19 protein-coding genes and 1 pseudogene are annotated in these 18,023 nt (G+C 69.2%); 4 read left to right on the forward strand and 16 right to left on the reverse strand.

Annotation, left to right across the window (positions count from 1 at the left end; genetic code table 11):
- Positions 1-343, reverse strand: a 343-nt coding sequence (locus D7X99_RS18125) for an MASE1 domain-containing protein (protein ID WP_233613493.1), incomplete at its 3' end; no start/stop codon positions are given.
- 211 nt (positions 344-554) lie between these two features.
- On the opposite strand from D7X99_RS18125, the gene D7X99_RS18130 reads away from it, so the two are divergent.
- Positions 555-776 carry a hypothetical protein gene (locus D7X99_RS18130; RefSeq protein WP_120560975.1) on the forward strand — a complete coding sequence of 74 codons (222 nt, stop codon included), beginning with the start codon at positions 555-557 and terminating at the stop codon, positions 774-776.
- A gap of 120 nt (positions 777-896) precedes the next feature.
- Here D7X99_RS18130 and D7X99_RS18135 read toward each other — a convergent pair whose 3' ends face one another.
- The gene (locus tag D7X99_RS18135; RefSeq protein ID WP_120560974.1) at positions 897-1,088 is read right to left on the reverse strand and encodes a hypothetical protein; all 192 of its coding nucleotides are present in this window, start codon (positions 1,086-1,088) and stop codon (positions 897-899) included.
- 92 nt (positions 1,089-1,180) lie between these two features.
- On the reverse strand, positions 1,181-1,387 hold the full coding sequence (locus D7X99_RS18140; RefSeq protein WP_121778874.1) for a cold-shock protein: 207 nt from the start codon (positions 1,385-1,387) through the stop codon (positions 1,181-1,183).
- Between the two features lie 356 nt (positions 1,388-1,743).
- On the opposite strand from D7X99_RS18140, the gene D7X99_RS18145 reads away from it, so the two are divergent.
- A complete protein-coding gene (locus D7X99_RS18145; protein WP_121778875.1) occupies positions 1,744-2,877 on the forward strand; it encodes an acyl-CoA desaturase in 1,134 nt (377 codons plus the stop codon).
- Positions 2,878-2,954: 77 nt separating this feature from the next.
- On the opposite strand, the gene D7X99_RS18150 is transcribed toward D7X99_RS18145, so the two are convergent.
- The 4 genes from D7X99_RS18150 to D7X99_RS18165 form a co-directional block, all read right to left on the reverse strand.
- Complete coding sequence (locus D7X99_RS18150; protein WP_121778876.1) at positions 2,955-3,614, reverse strand: HAD family hydrolase; 660 nt, start codon at positions 3,612-3,614, stop codon at positions 2,955-2,957.
- 113 nt (positions 3,615-3,727) lie between these two features.
- Positions 3,728-4,306 carry a biopolymer transporter ExbD gene (locus D7X99_RS18155; RefSeq protein ID WP_120574843.1) on the reverse strand — a complete coding sequence of 193 codons (579 nt, stop codon included), beginning with the start codon at positions 4,304-4,306 and terminating at the stop codon, positions 3,728-3,730.
- A gap of 18 nt (positions 4,307-4,324) precedes the next feature.
- Positions 4,325-4,813, reverse strand: coding sequence for a biopolymer transporter ExbD (locus D7X99_RS18160; RefSeq protein WP_120574842.1), 489 nt, complete (start codon positions 4,811-4,813; stop codon positions 4,325-4,327).
- Positions 4,814-4,967: 154 nt separating this feature from the next.
- On the reverse strand, positions 4,968-5,711 hold the full coding sequence (locus tag D7X99_RS18165) for a MotA/TolQ/ExbB proton channel family protein (protein WP_120574841.1): 744 nt from the start codon (positions 5,709-5,711) through the stop codon (positions 4,968-4,970).
- A 314-nt stretch (positions 5,712-6,025) separates the two neighbouring features.
- Here D7X99_RS18165 and D7X99_RS18170 point away from each other — a divergent pair, with 314 nt between their 5' ends.
- The gene (locus tag D7X99_RS18170) at positions 6,026-6,886 is read left to right on the forward strand and encodes a general secretion pathway protein GspE (protein ID WP_121778877.1); all 861 of its coding nucleotides are present in this window, start codon (positions 6,026-6,028) and stop codon (positions 6,884-6,886) included.
- Positions 6,887-6,907: 21 nt separating this feature from the next.
- On the opposite strand, the gene D7X99_RS18175 is transcribed toward D7X99_RS18170, so the two are convergent.
- The 4 genes from D7X99_RS18175 to grxC form a co-directional block, all read right to left on the reverse strand.
- On the reverse strand, positions 6,908-8,830 hold the full coding sequence (locus tag D7X99_RS18175) for a GAF domain-containing sensor histidine kinase (protein ID WP_121778878.1): 1,923 nt from the start codon (positions 8,828-8,830) through the stop codon (positions 6,908-6,910).
- The gene (locus D7X99_RS18180) at positions 8,820-10,724 is read right to left on the reverse strand and encodes a PAS domain S-box protein (RefSeq protein WP_121778916.1); all 1,905 of its coding nucleotides are present in this window, start codon (positions 10,722-10,724) and stop codon (positions 8,820-8,822) included. The genes D7X99_RS18175 and D7X99_RS18180 overlap by 11 nt, the downstream gene beginning before the upstream one ends.
- Positions 10,725-10,830: 106 nt before the next feature.
- On the reverse strand, positions 10,831-12,501 hold the full coding sequence (locus D7X99_RS18185) for a nitrous oxide reductase family maturation protein NosD (RefSeq protein ID WP_121778879.1): 1,671 nt from the start codon (positions 12,499-12,501) through the stop codon (positions 10,831-10,833).
- 373 nt (positions 12,502-12,874) lie between these two features.
- Positions 12,875-13,153 carry a glutaredoxin 3 gene (gene grxC, locus D7X99_RS18190; RefSeq protein WP_121778917.1) on the reverse strand — a complete coding sequence of 93 codons (279 nt, stop codon included), beginning with the start codon at positions 13,151-13,153 and terminating at the stop codon, positions 12,875-12,877.
- A 207-nt stretch (positions 13,154-13,360) separates the two neighbouring features.
- Between grxC and D7X99_RS18195 the strand changes: the two are divergent.
- Positions 13,361-14,283: pseudogene (locus D7X99_RS18195) on the forward strand (peptidase U32 family protein); the annotation flags it as partial.
- Positions 14,284-14,465: 182 nt separating this feature from the next.
- Here the strand turns inward: D7X99_RS18195 and D7X99_RS18200 are convergent.
- From D7X99_RS18200 to D7X99_RS18220, 5 genes are all read right to left on the reverse strand, one after another.
- Positions 14,466-14,885: a hypothetical protein gene (locus D7X99_RS18200; RefSeq protein WP_121778880.1), complete on the reverse strand. Its 420-nt coding sequence runs from the start codon at positions 14,883-14,885 to the stop codon at positions 14,466-14,468.
- Between the two features lie 70 nt (positions 14,886-14,955).
- Entirely contained in the window at positions 14,956-15,702 is a 747-nt protein-coding gene (locus D7X99_RS18205) for a queuosine precursor transporter (RefSeq protein WP_121751978.1), read from the reverse strand.
- A 76-nt stretch (positions 15,703-15,778) separates the two neighbouring features.
- Positions 15,779-16,570 carry a dihydroneopterin aldolase gene (locus D7X99_RS18210; RefSeq protein ID WP_233613494.1) on the reverse strand — a complete coding sequence of 264 codons (792 nt, stop codon included), beginning with the start codon at positions 16,568-16,570 and terminating at the stop codon, positions 15,779-15,781.
- Entirely contained in the window at positions 16,567-17,292 is a 726-nt protein-coding gene (locus tag D7X99_RS18215; RefSeq protein WP_120574833.1) for an SDR family oxidoreductase, read from the reverse strand. The genes D7X99_RS18210 and D7X99_RS18215 overlap by 4 nt, the downstream gene beginning before the upstream one ends.
- 139 nt (positions 17,293-17,431) lie before the next feature.
- A complete protein-coding gene (locus D7X99_RS18220; RefSeq protein WP_169825510.1) occupies positions 17,432-17,920 on the reverse strand; it encodes a hypothetical protein in 489 nt (162 codons plus the stop codon).
- Positions 17,921-18,023: the final 103 nt, after the last annotated feature.

Genomic DNA, 18,023 nt, shown 5'->3' on the forward strand with positions numbered 1-18,023 from the left:
GCCACGCGACGTCGCGCACGCGGTGCAGCTCCAGCGCGCCCCCCATCCGTTGGAACAGCAGCGCCGGCAGCACCGCCTCCAGCGTGGAGCCCAGCACGACGGACAGCCCCACCCCTGGGGTCACCCCCATGGCGTACGCCACCGCGCCCGCGCCCAGCGCCACCGCGGGCCAGCGCGACACGCCCAGGAGCAGCAGCCCGCCCAGCGCCACGCCCGACGGCAACCACACGGGACAGATGTGGCTCTGCTCCGCGGCCAGCGACAGGGCCACTCTCGCGGCCACCAGATACACCGCCGCCAGCGCGAGGACCTCCACGAGGCCCCGGACCGGGAACGCCGCCACACGGGCCTGAGGACGACCTTGGATGATGAATCCCCCCGTCCCTTCCAGGCCGTGACACCAGGGCCGGAGGAACATGCGTCATGCTAGCGGGGACCGCGGTGCGTTGCACCCCATCCGCCAGTACGCCCGCCCGGCGGGCAGGCGGTGTCCGGCAGGGGATGCAATGGACACACCTGGGGGCCGTAGGAAGAGGCAAGGAGGAACGAAATCCATGTCGCGTCCCGGTCTTGCTGCGCTGCTGTCGTTCTTCATCCCCGGCGTGGGGCAGATCTACAACGGTGACATCCTGCGCGGGGTCTTCTGGCTCATCATCACCCCCGGCTTCTGGCTGGGCACGGGCGGCATCCTCGGCTGGGTGTGCCACGTCATCGCCGCGGCCACCGCGTACAACCGCGCCGAGGACAAGGAGCGGATGAGATACGGCATGGGCTAGTCACGCGGTTCCGGAGCTCGGAAGCCGAACGAGCGCGGACATGAAAAAGGGGCCCACCGGCCCCTTGCCCACCGCCGCCCCGGTGCCCTCATGGGCCGGGGCGGTGTCGTTGCATCAGCCTCAGGTGTTGAACGCGTCGGGCAACGGCTGCGGGCCCGGGATGATACCGGCGATGTCGGGATCTTCTTCGCCCGGCCCGCGAGTCGGACGCTGGTCCTTCTCGGTCTTGCGCCCGGCCTTCTTGGCGTCCTTCTCGCGCTGCTTCTGCGCGCGCGCCATCTCCTTCTGCCGCTTCGTGGACCTTCCCTGCATGGAACCTCCTGGAAAACATTGACCGAAAAAGAGGCCCGGCCCCGTCAAGGCCGGACCTCGTGGATGCGTGAAGAGCAGCCGAGCCGGTAGGCTCAGCCGACCGGGCGGACGTTCTCCGCCTGGAGCCCCTTGGGGCCCTTCTTCACCTCGAACTCCACCTTCTGGCCCTCGGCCAGGGTGCGGAAGCCGTCCGACTGGATGGACGTGTGGTGGCAGAACACGTCCGGACCACCGCTGTCCTGCGTGATGAAACCAAAGCCCTTCGCATCATTGAACCACTTCACCGTACCACTTGCCATGATCTGCTTCCTTGTCCCACTGGCAACCCTGCAAAATCGCCGGACTGCCCGCCCCCATATTTTGGGGCGAAGACCGCGCCTTAACCCTGAACAGGCATGAAGTCGAGCCGGGAACCACTCCCGGTCGCCCTCACGCCGTCGAAGGTAACAACCTCGATCCAGCGGTGAAACGCCTTCTTGGGGCGGTGCATTTCCCGCTGGCTGACGCTCCAGGCAGCCAGGGGTGACAGGTTTTGGGTGCGACGGTGTTTTGGAATAGTTTCCGGCCCCGAACACTTCCGCCTGGACGTGTCCTATCGTGGGGTCCGCTCGTCCCGCTCCACCTTGCCGTCCCCTCTCGTGAGGCGTCCCTCCCAGTGACAAACCCAACCCGTGTGACCTTTGGCCAGCGCGATGCCTCCTTCGCGGAGGACCTGAAGCGGCGCGTCTCCGAGTACTTCGAGACACGGAACCTCTCTCAGCGGGCCAACAAGGCCATGTACGTGAAGGCCCTGTCCATCATGGGCTTCACGGGGGGCGTCTACGGCCTGCTGCTCAGCGGCCATTTCAACGCCTGGGGCATGCTGGGCCTGGCGGTGCTGATGGGCGTGGCCATCGCGGGCATCGGCTTCTGCATCGGCCATGACGGCGTGCACGGCTCCTACAGCGACGACGCGCGGGCGAACGCGGTGGTGGGCCTCGCGTTCGACGTCATCGGGGCGAACAGCTACATGTGGCGCATCACCCACAACGTCCTACACCACACCTACACCAACATCCAGGGTATGGACGAGGACCTGACGGTGAGCCCGCAGCTGCGGCTGTCGCCGCACAGCGAGTGGAAGGCGTACCACCGCTTCCAGCACCTGTACGCGTTCGCGGCCTACTCGCTGACCACCGTCTTCTGGGTGTTCGCCAAGGACTACAAGTACTTCTTCCAGAAGGACCTGGGCCCCTACAAGGACAAGAAGCACGCGCCGGCCGAGTGGGCCCGCCTGCTGTCCATGAAGGCCGTGTACTACGGCTGGACGCTGGTGATTCCGTGGCTGGTGCTGGACGTGACCTGGTGGCAGTTCGTGGTGGGGCAGCTGGCCATGCACATGACGGCGGGCTTCATCCTGGGCATCGTCTTCCAGCTGGCCCACGTGGTGGAGGACGCGGAGTTCCCCCTGCCTGACACGGAGGGCAAGGTGGAGGACGCGTGGATGGTGCACCAGCTGCGCACCACCGCGAACTTCGCCCGCGAGAACCGCCTGCTGAGCTGGTACGTGGGCGGCCTCAACTACCAGGTGGAGCACCACCTGTTCCCCAAGGTGTGCAGCATCCACTACCCGGCCCTGAGCGAAATCGTGAAGGCCACCGCCCACGAGCACGGACTGCCCTACATCGAGGCGAAGACCTTCCGGAGCGCCGTGGCGTCGCACTACCGGATGCTCAAGATGCTGAGCCGCCCGCCCGCGGTGGACGCAGCCGCGGAGCAGTCCAAGTCGAACCTCGCCGTGGCCGCCTGATCCACGAAGCCACCTTGCGGTAACCCAGGGGCCGTTCTCCTTACGCTCACGCGAAGGAGGCGGCCCCTTCCGCTTTCTCAGGGGGCCGCGGTCCGGAGCGCGGCCAGCAGCTCGCCCGCCGAGGAGACCACCGCGCGAGCCCCGTGCGCGTGCAGCTCCTCCGCGGTGCGGAAGCCCCAGGTGACGCCCACGCCGTACATGCCCGCGGCCTTCGCCGTGTCCATGTCCACGGAGGTGTCCCCCACGAAGCCGCACGCGTCCGGCGCCACGCCCAGCTCCGCCGCCAGGGCCAGCGCCGCGGTGGGGTCCGGCTTGCGCGGGATGCCCGGCCGCTCTCCGTACACGGCCGTGAACGTCACCCCCGGCAGGAGCCGCGCCGCCAGCCGCTTCACGAAGTCGTCGGACTTGTTGCTGAGCACGCCCAGCCGGATGCCCTCCGCCGCCAGCTCCGAGAGCGCGGCCTCCACGCCCGGGTAGGCACACGTCCGGTCGAACAGGTGGGTGTCGTAGTAGGCGTGGTAGGTGGCCAGCACCTGCCCCTGGAGCGCGGCCGGCGCCCCGCCCGTGGCCCGCTCCGCGAGCTTCGCCACGCCCTCTCCCACGAAGCGCAGGTAGGCGGCCTCCGGGTGCGGCGGCAGGCCGTGCTGCGTGAGCGCGTGGTTCATCGCCGTGGCGATGTCCCCCAGCGAGTCCACCAGCGTCCCATCCAGGTCGAAGAGCACGGCGCGCAGGCGCATGACGGCGGAGAGCCTTTCTTTCAAAAACGCGAACGCCCCGACCCATGCAGGGTCAGGGCGTCTTTTGTAAAGCGCGGATCCCGGAACCGGCCGGGATCCGCCGCGAAGCTTTGTTACGGGGTGGCGGCGGCGGTCTTCTCACCGGCCGCGGCGCCACCGGCCTGGATGACGGCGAAGTTGATGTTGTTGTAGCCGGCCGTGGCGCAGCTGAACATCACCCGCTTGATGACCTTGAACTGAACGTCCTTGTTGGCCTGGATGTTGACGTCACCCTTGAAGGTTTCGCCACCGCCGGCCATGGAGTGCAGGTCCTCGAACTGCTTCTTCATGTCCCGCAGCTTCTCTTCCAGCGCGGGGATGTTGAGGTACTCGTCCTTGGTGAGGTCTTCCACCCGGCCCACGATGGTGCCCGACACGCTGACCTGGTCGTTGGACACCATCACCACCGGGTGCATCTCCACTTCCTTCACGTTGACCGCTTCGGGAAGGACGATGTCCTTGGTCATCATCAGCACCTCGCCCGTCGCGGAGAAGTTCGCGATGAGGAAGAGCACGATGATGACGAACATGTCGACGAGCGGGGTGATGAGCAGGTCCGCGTTGCCGTTCTTCTTGCCGTGACCGCCGTGGCCGAAGACCTTGGAGTGCTCCAGCCGCTTGCCGTACCGCTTACCGGGAACCTTGATGCCCATGGCTTGGGTGCTCTCCTGTTAGCCCATCGCCGCGGAGACCGACACCTGGGGCAACCCGGAGCCGATGCACTCGTCGATGATGCGGACCAGGTCCTCGTAGCGGACCAGGTCCTCGGTCTGAAGGGTGATGGCGGACTGGTCCGGCAGCTGCGCCTTCAACTCCTTGAAGCGCGCCACCAGCTTGGTCAGGTCCGGCCGGCCCTTGTCATCCCGGGTGAGGGGAATGGGGTCGAAGGAGCTCTGGTCGGCGGTGAGGCGCATCTCCGTGGCGGACACCAGGAGGGTGAGCTGGACCGTCTTGGTCTTCTCCTCCTCCTGCTGCTCGTCCGTGGAGGCCCCGCCGGCCTGCGACACCTGGAGACGGCCAATCTGGGTCCAGACCGCCGTCATGATGAGGAAGCTGATGGTCACTGCCATCAGGTCGATGAAGGGCACCATGTTGATGGCGGTATCGAGCGGCTTCTTGCCACCCTTCCCACCTGTGCCCAGGTCCATTCCGCCGGCCATGGCGACTACCTCCCTGCTCTACCGCGCTCTTCGCGCACGAACGACGTTCAAGAAGACTCTGGGGACGGACGCGCCTGTCTGGGTCCACCACTTCGGGGCTACCAGACAGCGCGCCGGTACATCCGGTTCCAAACCGGCGCTGCCGTGAGGAGGACTACTCCTCGGCGTGCGCGTGGGCGGACGCGGGGATGTTCAGGTTCTTGAACTTGTCGCGGTTGGCCACGATGAGGTTCAGCACGGAGACGCTGGTCTCGTTGATGTCGTTGATGAGGCCCTGGGTGCGGCCCATCAGCACGGAGAAGGCGATCAGCGCCGGGATGGCCGTGAGCAGACCGAAGCCCGTGCAGTTCATGGCTTCCGAGATGCCGTTCGCCAGAATGGTCGCCTTGTCGGCCGGGTTCACGTTCGCCACTGCCTCGAAGCAGGTGATGAGACCGTTCACCGTGCCCAGGAGGCCGGCGAGCATCGCCGCGTTGCCGAGCATCGCCAGGTAGCCCGTACGAGCCTCCAGGCGGGGCGTCTCACGCAGGCTGGCCTCGTCGAGCGCCGCCTGGACCTCGTCCTGGCCCTTCGGCACGTTCATCAGACCGGCCTTGATGACGTTGGTCAGCGGCGTGTTCTTCTGGCCGGCCACGTAGTTGATGGCCTTGTCCAGGTCGCCCGCGTAGATGTGCTTCTTCAGGCCGCGCAGGAAGCCTTCCTTGTTGATGGAGGCCTTGCCGAACAGGACGATGCTGCGCTCGATGATGATGGAGAGCGCGACCACCAGGCAGACCGCGATGGGGTACATGCCGGCCTGACCGGATTCCCAGCGGCGCCCCAGCTCCTGCAGGAAGGTCTCATTGCTTCCGCCGGCGTTGGCGAGAACGGACAGATTGGCTACAAACCCCAGGTTCATCACGGAAAGCCTCCAGATGGGCGGCGCGGCGCGCGCTTGCGAGCCGTTCCGCACTGCTACCGGCCGGGTGGACATCCACCCAGGTCAGCAACAGGAATTTTGGATCACGGTGGCGCCGAGTCTAGGAACCGCTCCCAGGCGTGTCAAGGCAGGCACCCTCAGCGTTAGTTACTGAAATCTCACAGGAATTTTGCGTTGGCTCGCGGCTTGCCAAGTCGCTCCACAGGGCAAGTACCAGGCCCTTTCCAGCGGCTTGCGCAACAGGCGTGCCAGCGATTTGGGCACCTTCGGGTGACGTGTTAGGCGGGGAAACCATGGCCAGGAAGCGCATTGGTGAGCTGCTCGTGGAGCGCGGTGCGATCACCCCCGAGCAGTTGGAGGCGGGGCTCGCGGCGCAGCGGCAGACGCGGCAGCGGTTGGGCGTGACGCTCATCGGTCAGGGCGCCATCACGGAGGCCACGCTGGCGCAGGCGCTGAGCGAGGCGCTGGGGATGCCGCAGGTGGACCTGGCGGCGATCACCCCGGACTGGGCGGCGGTGCACCTGCTGCGAGCGCGCTTCTGCGAACAGCACGACCTGTTCCCCTACGCGTTGGAGAGCGTGGGCGGCAAGCGCCAGCTGGTGGTGGCCATGGCGGATCCGCTGAACATCTCCGCCATCGAGGAGATTGAGTTCACCAGCGGCCTGAAGGTCAGCGGCCGGGTGACGGCGCTGTCCGCGGTGCGCGGCGCGATCCTGCGCTACTACCACAAGGTCCCCGTGGCCACGGGCTCCCGCCCCGCTCCGGTGCGTCCGCCAGCCAGGGCCGCTCCGGCGCCCGCGCGGCCGGCCGTGGTGGAGGACGACGAGGAGGTCATCGTCGGCGAGGAGCTGCCCGCGTCGGAGAAGACCCAGCGCACGTCGCTGGCGGACCTCATCCGCGAGCGCGAGGAGCAGGCGAAGCGCAAGCGCGGCGGCGCGGTGGACAAGGGCAAGCCGCGGGCTCCGGCGTCCGGCGGGGGCGGCGTGCTGGACGACCTGGACTACCTCTTCGGACAGGCGGCGCGCGAGGAGCCGGACCGGCTGGAGGAGCTGGAGCGCCGCTTCTGGGCGCTGATGCGCATCATGGCGCGCAAGGGCCTGCTCACGAACGAGGAGTTCCGGCGCGAGTTGGACGACGACGGCGGCGAGGGCTGAAGCGCCCCGCCCCGCTCGCGCTCAATCCGCGGCCAGGGGCAGCCGCACCGTGAAGATGGTGCCCTGCCCCAGCGCGCTCTCCACGGTGAGGCGTCCGCCGTGGTTCTCCACGATGCCCTGGCAGATGGACAGCCCCAGGCCAGTGCCGCGCCCTTCGGGCTTGGTGGTGAAGAAGGGCTCGAAGATGCGCGACAGGTTGCGCTGCTCGATGCCGGTGCCGGTGTCGCGCACGCGCACCACCGCCTCCGGGCCCTCCTGAATCGTGGTCAGGTACACCAATCCGCCGGGCTGCATGGCGTGGCAGGCGTTGGTGATGAGGTTGACGAACACCTGCACCAGGTTGGCGCGCACGGCGGCCAGGGGCGGCACGTCGCTCGCGTATTCGCGCTGCACGCTGACGCGGGCCTGGGAGACGACGTGCTCGCAGAAGCCCACCGCCATGTCCACGACGGCGTTGAGTGACACGCGCTCCGGCCGGTCCTGCGCGGGCCGCGCGTAGCTCACCAGGTCGCGGGTGAAGCGCAGGATGCGGTGGCTGCTCTCCAGGATCTTCTTCAGCTTCTCCTGGTCCGCGGGGTTCGCGCCCGGCGTCATCCGCGAGCGCTGGAGCAGCGCGTCCGCGTAGGTGGCCACCGCCGTCATCGGGTTGTTGATTTCATGCACCACGCTGGCCGCGAGCTGCCCGATGGAGGCCAGCTTCTCCGCGTGGATGATGCGCTTCTCCAGCTCCTTCACCACCGTGACGTCCTGGCCGATGGCGATGACGCCCTCGACCTCACCCGGCTGGGTCTGCATGGAGGAGGTGGCGAAGGACACGCGCACCTCGCCGCCGTCGCGGGTGAGCAGGCGCGTCTCGAAGTTGTTCACGGACTCGCCGCGCATGGCCGCCGCCAGCACGGGCGCCAGCCGCAGCTGCTCGCTGGCCGCCACCAGCGAGGACAAATCCCGCCCCAGCACCTGCTCCTTGGTGAGGCCGGTGAGCGCGCTCAGCGCCTGATTGAAGACCACCACCTGCTTGTCCCGGTTCACCACCAGGATGAGGGCGTTGGCCTTCTCCAGCAGCTCCTCCAGGTACTTGCGCACGAACGTCAGCTCGTCGATGAGCTTCGCGTTCTTCACCGCGACAGCGACCTGGCTGGCCAGCTGGAGCAGCACGCGCTCGTCGTGCGCGGGGTCCGCGTCCAGGCCCTCCGGGTACTCCATGTTGATGGCGCCGAAGAGCTGTCCGCTCGCGACCAGCGGGGCGCTCACCGCGCGGGTGCTGCCATGGAAGAGCAGCGGCACCTCTTCGGAGATGGTCACCCGCCCCTGGGGCAGCGCCGTCTGCGTGAGGTTGGTCTTCTCCACCGAGCGCTGGAAGAGCACCAGCGGTTCGTGCGCGCCCTCCTTGAGGCGGCCTTCCGCGTAGAGCGACGTGAGGCCGCCGGTGCGCGCGTCCACGATGCGGATGCAGAAGGCGCGGCCGGGGAAGAGCTCCTTCACGCCGCGCGCCACCGCGGCCACCAGCTCCTCCTCGCCGCCGGCCTCCGCCACGCTGCGGCCCAGGTCCAGGAGCACACCTTCAGTGCGCGCCTGCTCCAGCAGGGCCCGCTCCGCCACCACCAGCCGGCCGCTGATGATTTCGGTATCCACGCGCGCGCGCACCGCCACGGTGTCCGCCCGGCGCGACAGGGTGAGCACCAGCGACGTGCCGCTCTGGAGCACGAGGTCGAACTCGTGGGACTGCCCGTCCTCCGGCGCGACGGCGCTCGCCAGGGCCTCGGCCACCATGTCCACGCTGATGTCGTGCATGGCGCAGAAGCGGCGCAGCGCGGGGTTCACGGCCGCGATGCGCAGGGACACGTCGCAGACGGCGGCGGGCTCGTCCAGCGCGTCGAAGAAGGCCTGGAAGGCGTCGGGGGCCAGATTTCCGGACGGGCGCACGGCGCGGACCTCACTCTTCATGGGAGCTGGCCTTGTCGAGGTCGAGGATCTGCTGCGCCCCCACGTACGACTTCGTCTCGTAGCGGGTGATCTTCCCGATCTTCCGGACGATCTCCGCCATGCGCTCCGCCTCGCGGTAGATGATGTCCACCGGCCTCCAGGCGAAGTCCTCCTCCTTGAGCTTGCGCTTGAGCAGCTCCGCGTAGCCCATCACGGAGGTGAGGGGCTGGTTGAGCTCGTGGGCCGCGGTGCCGGCGAGCGCGACGATGACGGCGTTCTTCTCGCTCTCCTCCAGCCGCGTCTCCACGTCGGACAGCTTGCGCTCCAGCTGCACCCGGTCCCGGAGGTCCGTGAAGATGCCCACGGTGAAGGACTCGCGGCCGCCCTCGTAGACGATGGAGGCCGTCATGTTCACGGGCACGCGCTCACCGGAGCGGTGCATCAGCTCCTGGCGCGTGAGTGACAGCCGGCCCTTGCCGCCCATGTCGGGCCCGCGCAGCTGGGCCATGATTCGCTGGGCGACGCCGGGCGGGTAGAGCTGGAGCGCGTTGAGCTTCTCCTGGGCCTCCTGCGCGGTGTAGCCGCACATGGCCTCCGCGCCCTTGTTGAAGAGGATGATGCGCCCCTTCAGGTCGGCCGCGATGATGGCGTCCACCGACGAGTCGATGAGCCGCTCCAGGAAGTCCTTCGTGTTGCGCAGCTCGTCCTCCAGCTTGCGAGCGTGCGTCACGTCGCGGAAGGACAGGATGGTGGCCGCGTCCTCGTCGCGCAGCGGCGCCGCGGACATGGACAGCGTGAGGCAGCGGCCCGCGGGCGTGCGCACCACCACGTCCACGCCCATGCGCGCCTCGCCGCGCGACGCGGACGTCACCAGCTCCATCAGCACGCCGTCGTCCACGGGCTGGGTGATTTGATTCAGGTGCTTGCCACGGGCCTCGCCAGCGGTGGTGTCCAGCATCTGAGCGCCCGCGGGGTTGAGCGACAGCACGGCGGCCTCGTCGTCGAGGATGGCCACGCCCTCGCTCACGTGGGCGAAGAAGAGCTGGTAGGGCTTGAAGGACGCGGCCTTCTCCTCCGCCGCCAGCCGCGCCGTCTGCACGGACTGGAGCACCGACGCGCTCCGCAGGGCCACCGCCGTCGCGTGGGCCACCGTGGTGAGGAAGTCGATTTCACGGGTGCTGAAGGCCCGCCTGCGCCCGGCCGCGCGGAGCAGCAGCACGCCGCGCACCTGGCCGCGGATGGGCAGGGGCAGCGCGGCGATGGCGTGGATGCCTCGCGCGGCCACGGCCCGACGCTCCAGGTCGCCCAGCAGCGGGTGCGTGGCGGCCTCCTGCATGACCACGGGCTTGCCGGTGCGCACCACCTCGCGGATTTCCGGGTAGCGCGCCAGGTCGATGCGCAGGTCCTTCATGCCCGGGTCGTCGCTGGCGGCGACGATGACGCCTTCGTCCACGCCACCGCCCACCATCACCAGCGTGGCGCGCGCGATGTCCAGCTGCTCCGCGAGGCGCCGCGTCACGCCGTGCAGGAGCGCTTCCACGTCGGAGCTCTCCGCGTAGTCAGCGGTGAGTTCCAGCAGCAGCGCCAGGTCCGTCTGGCTGCGGGCCTGCTCCTCACGCTCGCGGTGGCGTTCCGCGGCGCGCTGCAGGCGCCAGGTGAGCTCGTGCGGAAGGCTCTGGTGGGTGACGATGTCCGCGGGGCGCAGCGTGTCCACGGCGGCGAAGCCACGCGGCTCCGGGGACACCACCGCGAGGAGCGTGAGGTGCGGCCCGTTGTGGGACGTGAGCAGCTCCACCACGGCGGGGCCGCAGCCGGGAGCGGTGAGGTCCACCAGCGCCAGGGCGGCGTCGTCCGGGTCGTCCACCACGCGCAGGCCCGCGCGCTCGGCGGCGGCGTTCAGGGGTTCTCGAGCCACCGACCCTGGGGGGACCAGGACGATGCCGAAGGCGGGTTCCGACGGGGCCGACACGGGGCGCAGGACTCCGGAGCGAGGGGCCCCGGAGTCTACACAACCCCCGGGGTCAGGGGCAGCCTGACTCGAAGGCACCCTGGTCCGGCGCCGAGCCGCAGTAGGGCAGGCCCAGGGACAGGCCCGCTTCGCGCGCGGGGGACTGCGAGGAGAGCTGGTAGTCGTCCGAGCCCGTGCTCACGAAGCCGGGCGCGCGCTCCTGGGAGCGCTTGTCCAGGCCGGCCTTCGTGCGCCAGTCCGCCAGGCCCAGGGTGGCACCCTCCAGGTTGAACACCGCCGCGCCACTGCTCCGGAAGTACAGGTTGCCGTCCACCACCGCGCCGCTCCGGCCCGCGCCGCCGCGAGCGGCGATGCCACAGCCGGCGAAGATGTTGTTGCGCACATCCAGGCCCTGGCTCGCGCCGTTGGAGCCCGTGCCGAAGATGAGACACGCGCCGCTCAGGTTCCACACGGTGTTGTGCTGCACCTTCACGTCCACGGACGCGTCGATGCGGATGCCGGTGCCCTCTTCTCCGTCCGCCTCGCCCAGGCCGTCGTGGATGAGGTTGCGGCGCAGGATGACGCGCGTGGGGGGCGCGCCCTCGCGGTTGCCGCCAATCTGGATGGCGCGCGCGTTGGCGTAGAAGACGTTGTCCTCCAGCGTGACGTCGGACGGGGACATGTGGACGATGACGCCCTCGCCCGCGGAGGTGGCCACCTCGCGATGGTTGTAGATGGTGTTGCCGCGCAGCGTGACGCGGGTGCACGTCTTGATGTCCGCGCCGTTCTCCCGGTTGTCGTGGAGCTGGTTGTCCTCCACGAGCAGGTTGTCGAACGGCGTGCCTGGATTGGTGGCGCCGCCCTCCGGCCCCAGGCACTGCACGCCGTCGCCGGAGTTGTGGTGGATGTCATTGCCGCGCACCACCACGTTGCTCGCGGAGGTCTGCACACAGACGCCGTGGCTGTCCACGTCGCCCTTGTCGAAGTGGGAGATGTCGTTGTCCTCGATGAGGACGTCGTGCGCCTTCTCCGTCACGTAGACGCCCGCGCCCTCCGTGCCGTTCTTCAGGATGCTGTCCCGGAGCACGCCGTGGTGCGCGCCCGCGCCACGCCACATCACCGCGAAGGTGGACTCGCCGCCCACGTCCACCGTGAGCCCCTGGATGTTCCAGTACGCCCCGCTCACGTCCACCAGCGCCGTCTCGCCAATGGAGCCGCCCTTGAGGATGGCCGTGGCGCCCGGAGCGGCCCTCAGCGTCAGTGGCTTGTCCGCCGTGCCCTGCCGCTCCGTCAGCGGCACGTGTTCGCGCCAGGTGCCGGACTTGAGGAACACCGCCTCGCCGGGCTTCACCAGGGACAGGGCTCGCGCCACCGTGCGCAGGGGCAGCGCTTCCGTGCCCGCAGCGGAGTCATTGCCGCTGGGAGAGACCCAGAGCACGCGCGTGTATTGCGGCTCGGCGGGCGGCGGCGGTTCGGGCTCCGTGGGCGGTGGGTCTACCGGATCCGTGGGCGGATCCGTGGGGGTGGTGCCGCCGTCCGTGGCGACGCCTCCGTCCTCGTCAGGAGACGTGCCCGCGTCGGCCGGCGTCTGGGGCCTCCCTGGCGGAGTGATGATGGGTGGACCGGATGTGCCCGGAGGTGTGGCTGTCGCGGGCGCGGGCTCGACCTTGCCGGTACAGCCGACGGTGCCCGCGAGCATCCCGGCGGCACAGACGATGGTCGTCAGGGTCTGGCGGAAGCGCATGTGGACTCCTCGTAGGGGTTCACGGCGCGGGGGTGCGCTCGCGGGGTCGGCGGGCAACGGGAACACTCGTGCCGCGCATTCCCCGTCAGCCTTGGACTTCGCCGCCGCCCGGTCGCAGGGCAGCCGGGCAGGAATGTGAATCCACGCGGTTGGCCTGGCGACACCGGCCCGCGGATGTGCCGGAGGGTGGGCACCGCGCGCAGGACGGGCTTCAAGGCTCCCACCGCGAGGCCCCGTCCCAAGAGCGCGACAAGTTCCGCCGCCGGTCCCGTCCCAGCCACTGCCCGGAGGGACGACGCGGGCGCCCGGGAAACACGTGGGCCGTGTCCCCCGGCAGGAGGAACACGGCCCGAACGCGACGGCGGAGATGGCTTCAGGGAGCGGTGGAGTCCTGGGCCTTCCGGCCGAGGAGCGCGTCCAGTTCCCCGCGTGCCTCCAGGTCATACAGGTCATCGCAGCCACCGACGTGGCGGCCCGCGATGAAGATCTGCGGCACGGTCTGACGGCCGCAGCGCCGCAGCATCTCCTTGTGACGCTCTTCGTCCGCGGCGACATCCACCTTCTGGAACTCGCAGCCCTTCTCGTTGAGCAGGTCCATGGCCTGCCGCGAATAAGGGCAGGTGCGCTTCATGTAGACGACGACCTCGAGCATCACGACCTCCTGCATCAAAGGGTGGGGACTCCGTCCACGGTCCGCAACCCGGCACGAGGGCGCTCACGCCCCTGTCCGTTCTCCACGAACAACATCCCCGTGCCTCGCATGGGATGGCATCCCTCCCCTCAAACGGGTGCCCGTCCGGGGTGGAGTGGACAGGTCGCAAGAGGGGAGCGGCGGGAACGGGCGTGCTAGGTAGGAGTCATGTCTCCCCGACGCCCCGAAATCCTCGCCCCCGCTGGTGGCCTGGAGTCGTTGCGTGCCGCCCTGGCCAGTGGCGCGGACGCCGTCTACTTCGGGCTCGATGAAGGCTTCAACGCGCGGGCCCGTGCGGAGAACTTCTCGCTCGAGCGGTTGGCTGAGACGGTGGGGGGCTCATCCACCGGGCAGGCGCGCGCGCCTACGTGACGCTGAACACGCTGGTGTTCGAGCCAGAGCTGCCGGTGGTGGAGCACCTGTTGCGCGGTGTGGCAAAGGCAGGCGTGGACGCGCTCATCGTGCAGGACCCGGCGGTGGCGCTGCTCGCGCGAGCCATCTGCCCCCAGTTGGAGCTGCACGCGTCCACGCAGATGACGCTGTCCAGCGCGGAAGGAGCGCGGTTCGCCACGGGCCTGGGCTTCACGCGCATGGTGGTGCCGCGCGAGTTGTCTGTGGCGGAGATCCGCCGGCTGGCATCGCAGACGGACATCGAGCTGGAGGTCTTCATCCACGGCGCGCTCTGCATGTCGTGGAGCGGCCAATGCCTCACGAGTGAGGCGTGGGGTGGCCGGTCCGCGAACCGGGGCCAGTGCGCGCAGTCCTGCCGGCTGCCGTACGACCTGGTGGAGGGGCGCTTCCCGAAGCACCGCGGGCTGTACCTGGGCCGGGTGCATGCGCTGTCCGGCAAGGACGTGCTCGTGGTGCCGGACGACCGGCCGTGGACGGGCGCGCTGGGCCTGGGCGACGAACGACCGAAGGCCCCGGCGGGCAACGTGTCCGCGCCGCTCACGGGCGAACCCGACCCCGCGGACGTGGATCCGCGACCGGGCATGGGCGTGGTGTTCGACGCGGGAGCGCCGGAGGACAAGCACGAGCCGGGCGGTCCCATCTTCCGAGTGGAGCGCGAGGGCGACGCGTGGGTGCTGGGCGCGTATCAGGAGCTGCTCGCGGGCCGGCTGTCGCCTTCGGAGGCGGTGAAGCGCGCGGCGGTGCACGAGCAGTTCGGCGTCACTCGCGGCACGATGCAGGTGCTCAAGCACACGGCGGCGAACGCGCGCTGAGACACGGTGTGAGCAGGGCTCCTGCTTCGAGCCCTGGCCCTTTTGTTCGTTCAGGCGATGTGAAGCACGTCCCCGTGCGATGAGTCGCTCCGCAGCCAGCGCACGCGCAGGAGCGCGAACAACAGCGTCACGGCGGCGAACCACGCCCAAGAGGTGGGCTCAAGGCCAACCAGCGTCGGCTCCACGCCCTCCATCACAAAGCCATTCGCTGCGATGAAGGACGCCATGCAGAGCAGCCATGGTCCGATGAGGGCCACCGCCACGCAGCCCCACGTCAGGAGGTCACGGAAGGCCGAGACGGAGCTCCGGGACGACGGTGCCATCAGGCCCAGGACGTCATGGCCGTCGCGGGCTCCGCGCCGCAACCATCGCAGCAGCAGGAACACCACCACCGGCGAGAGCCAGAGTGCGTAGAAGAACCCTACCGTCGGCGGCGGTGGACCACAGACATCCGCGAGCGTGAACTGCATGGACACCCTCCTGTCGCTGAAGCGAACCAGAACCAGAAGGCGGGTTCAACAGGCCGAGGGTCTACCGCGTTCAGGCCGCGGCCGCGGACGGGGGCTCGGCCTTGGTGGTGACGAGGTTCACCGGCTCACCGTCCTCGCCCAGCACCACCGGGGCGATGCCCAGCTTGCGCTCCACCAGCGCGTGCCCCAGGTAGACGAGCGGCGTCAGGCCGATGGCCACCAGCAGCTTCACCGCGTACGAGGTGAAGATGATCCGGAAGATGACCTCCCGCGGAAGCACGCCCGTCCAGGCGATGAACTGCACCACCACCGTGTCGATGAGCTGCGACACCACCGTGGAGCCCGTGGCCCGCAGCCACAGCATCCGGTTGTTCGTCACCCGCTTGAGCAGGTTGAACACCGAGATGTCCAGGAACTGCGCCACCAGGTACGCCACCATCGACGCCGCCAGGATGCGCTGCGAACCGCCGAAGACGTTGTTGAACGACGACGCCACCGTGCCGCTGTAGTCCTTGGCCTCCGTCATCGGCGCCCACGGAATCTGGCCCGCCAGCGCGACAATCACGAACGTGAAGATGGCCATGACAAAGCCCACCCACGTCACGAACCGCGCGACCTTCTTGCCGTAGAACTCGTTGAGGATGTCCGTCAGCAGGAACGTCACCGGGAACGGCAACATCCCCACCGACATCACCGCCACCACCGGGCCCAGGTGCACCTCGAACAGCTTCACCCCGATGATGTCGCCCACCACCAGCGAGGTGATGAACAGCCCCGCGAGCACCACGAAAAGCTGAATCCGCCGGTCCAGGATCATCCGTTGCGTCCTTCAAGAACGAGGCGCCTCTACAGCTAGCATACCCTCCCGCCCCCGTCGCTTGGACGCCCGGGGCCTATTCGGGCAGGTAGTACAGCGTGCCCGCCCCTACCGGCGCGGCCTCCCCGGAAGCGCCCCCCCCGGAGAGCACCAGGCGTGGCCGGTACACTCCCAGCACTGTCTGCTCGGTCGCCGTCGGGTTGTCGTAGCCGTGCCCGAAGACCTCCGGTCCGCTGAACGCCATCCCCCGCCCCACCGGCTGCCCCTGCAGCACCAGCCCCGCGCCCAGCACCAGCTCCATTCCCTCCGTGTGGCCGTCCGCGCGCGGGGGGATGATCCTCCCCGGCTCCACCCGCAGCCGGTACACGCCGTAGGTCGCTCCTTCGTGGATGACGTCCACGTGACCGAAGGGCTTCGCCTCCGTCCGGTACACCATCTCCTGGGCGGTGCGGTGCACCTGGAGCGACGGGATGGCCCACCCCGTCAGCGCCTCCGGCTTGGTGACCCGCACCGTGGCCGCGTGCAACAGCGCGTGCGGCGCGGCGTCCGTGGGCGGCGCCAGGAGATAGCGGCACACCGCCTCCGCCGCGGACTCCAACAACTCGAAGCGGCACGCATCCAGGAGGAAGCGCAGCTCTCCGGCCAGGCGCCCGTAGTGCACGGTGTTCGCCAGCCTTCCACCCACCGCCGCCTGCCTCGCGTCCAGGAAGAGCGCCACGTCCAGCCGCAGGGGCTGCGGCGTCACGCGCTCGCGGTTGTAGAGGCCCACGATGACGTCCACCGTGAGCCCGCGCAGCTCCATCACGTCCAGCGGACGGCCCTGCGCGTCGGTGACCACGGGGTGCATCCACACGGGTTCATGGCTCACAGCTGCGCGCTCCTTCCGCCATCCACGGCGATGACCTGCCCGGTGAGGTACGGCGCCTCGCGCGCGAGGAACACCACCGTGCGCGCCACGTCCTCCACGCTGCCCTCGCGGCCCATGGGCACGCGGTCGAGCACTTCCTTCCGCGCCGCTTCGTCGAAGTGCTCCGGGAAGGCCACCACGCCCGGCGAGATGGCGTTGACGCGCACGTGCGGCGCCAGCTCCACCGCCAGCGCGCGCGTCAGCATCACGAGCCCCGCCTTGCTCACCGAGTAGTGCGAGTAGTGGCTCACCGCCCGCTCCCCGCCGATGTCGGTGAGGTGCACCACCAGCGGGTCCTTCCCCGCGCGCAGCGACGGCAGCAGCGCCTGCGTGAGGAAGAAGGGCGCGTCCACGTTCACGGCGAGCATGCGGCGGTACTGCTCGCGCGTCACGGCTTCGAAGTCCACGCGTTCGTAGAGCCCCGCGTTGTGGACGACCACGTCCAGCGCGGGATGCGCCTGCCGGACCCTCGCACCCAGCGCGTCCACGGCCTGCGCGTCGGAGAGGTCGCCGCTGTACAGCGTGACGCCGCGGCCCAGCTCCCTCAGCTCTTGCGCCAGTGCTTCCAGCGGCTCCATGGAGCGGTTCGCGTGAAGCGCCAGGTCGTAGCCGGCGCGGCCGAGCGCGCGCGCCACCGCGCTGCCGATGCGTACGCCCGCGCCCGTGATGAATGCGGTCCCCATATGCGGGCCCTGCCTAACAGGCCCGCCCGCGAAAAAACACCGCGGGGCGACACCTGGAGTCCCCACACCAGGTGCCGCCCCGCGTTGTTCCCCTGCTTCCCCTTTGCGTCGTCCGTCCCGTCTCGTCTCCTCGTGTTGGCTACGGGTAGTAGACCACCGTCTGCCAGCGGCGCCCGCCGTACGGCACCCAGACCCACTCCGTCACCGCCTGGTAGCCGCCCGCCACATAGCGCTGGTCGTAGTAGCCCGGCGTGCACCGCGTGTGGCGGCCGTGGCGGCCACGGGACACGCACTGCTCGGGGACCCAGACCTGCTCGTAGCGCGCCGGCACCCAGCGCTCCACCGTCTGCAGCTCGTAGCGGCCGCGCGAATCCACCGGGCGCGGCATGGGGCCCTGGTTGCAGTTCGGGCCGCGGCAGCCCATGAAGCGGCGCGTCTTCGCGTCGTCATTGTCGTAGCGGAACGCCTGGCCCTGCGGCGCGGAATCCCAGCCGCCGTTGTACCGCTGCTGGCCGCCCCACTGCGCATCCGCCCGGGTCGGGCCGCGCCAGTCCGCCGCGAACGACGTGGAGGAACCGAGCAGCATTGCACCGAAGGCCAGGGTCGCGAGTCCGAGCTTGAAAGCCATGTCTTCCATCCTCCGTCCGAGTTGCTTGTCCTGACTGACGGGGCCCCCGCCGGAACATTCAAATCCCATCGAGTCCCTCTCAACCCCGGTGGCGGGACCGGGG

This window comes from Corallococcus sp. AB032C (assembly GCF_003668935.1).
Lineage (GTDB): Bacteria > Myxococcota > Myxococcia > Myxococcales > Myxococcaceae > Corallococcus > Corallococcus exiguus.

Coding starts and splice junctions, on each gene's coding strand:
- D7X99_RS18130 (WP_120560975.1), top strand. CDS start 555: ATGTCGCGTCCCGGTCTTGCTGCGCTGCTGTCGTTCTTCATCCCCGGC.
- D7X99_RS18135 (WP_120560974.1), bottom strand. CDS start 1,088: ATGCAGGGAAGGTCCACGAAGCGGCAGAAGGAGATGGCGCGCGCGCAG.
- D7X99_RS18140 (WP_121778874.1), bottom strand. CDS start 1,387: ATGGCAAGTGGTACGGTGAAGTGGTTCAATGATGCGAAGGGCTTTGGT.
- D7X99_RS18150 (WP_121778876.1), bottom strand. CDS start 3,614: ATGCGCCTGCGCGCCGTGCTCTTCGACCTGGATGGGACGCTGGTGGAC.
- D7X99_RS18155 (WP_120574843.1), bottom strand. CDS start 4,306: ATGGGCATCAAGGTTCCCGGTAAGCGGTACGGCAAGCGGCTGGAGCAC.
- D7X99_RS18160 (WP_120574842.1), bottom strand. CDS start 4,813: ATGGCCGGCGGAATGGACCTGGGCACAGGTGGGAAGGGTGGCAAGAAG.
- D7X99_RS18165 (WP_120574841.1), bottom strand. CDS start 5,711: ATGAACCTGGGGTTTGTAGCCAATCTGTCCGTTCTCGCCAACGCCGGC.
- D7X99_RS18170 (WP_121778877.1), top strand. CDS start 6,026: ATGGCCAGGAAGCGCATTGGTGAGCTGCTCGTGGAGCGCGGTGCGATC.
- D7X99_RS18175 (WP_121778878.1), bottom strand. CDS start 8,830: ATGAAGAGTGAGGTCCGCGCCGTGCGCCCGTCCGGAAATCTGGCCCCC.
- D7X99_RS18185 (WP_121778879.1), bottom strand. CDS start 12,501: ATGCGCTTCCGCCAGACCCTGACGACCATCGTCTGTGCCGCCGGGATG.
- grxC (WP_121778917.1), bottom strand. CDS start 13,153: ATGCTCGAGGTCGTCGTCTACATGAAGCGCACCTGCCCTTATTCGCGG.
- D7X99_RS18200 (WP_121778880.1), bottom strand. CDS start 14,885: ATGCAGTTCACGCTCGCGGATGTCTGTGGTCCACCGCCGCCGACGGTA.
- D7X99_RS18205 (WP_121751978.1), bottom strand. CDS start 15,702: ATGATCCTGGACCGGCGGATTCAGCTTTTCGTGGTGCTCGCGGGGCTG.
- D7X99_RS18215 (WP_120574833.1), bottom strand. CDS start 17,292: ATGGGGACCGCATTCATCACGGGCGCGGGCGTACGCATCGGCAGCGCG.
- D7X99_RS18220 (WP_169825510.1), bottom strand. CDS start 17,920: ATGGCTTTCAAGCTCGGACTCGCGACCCTGGCCTTCGGTGCAATGCTG.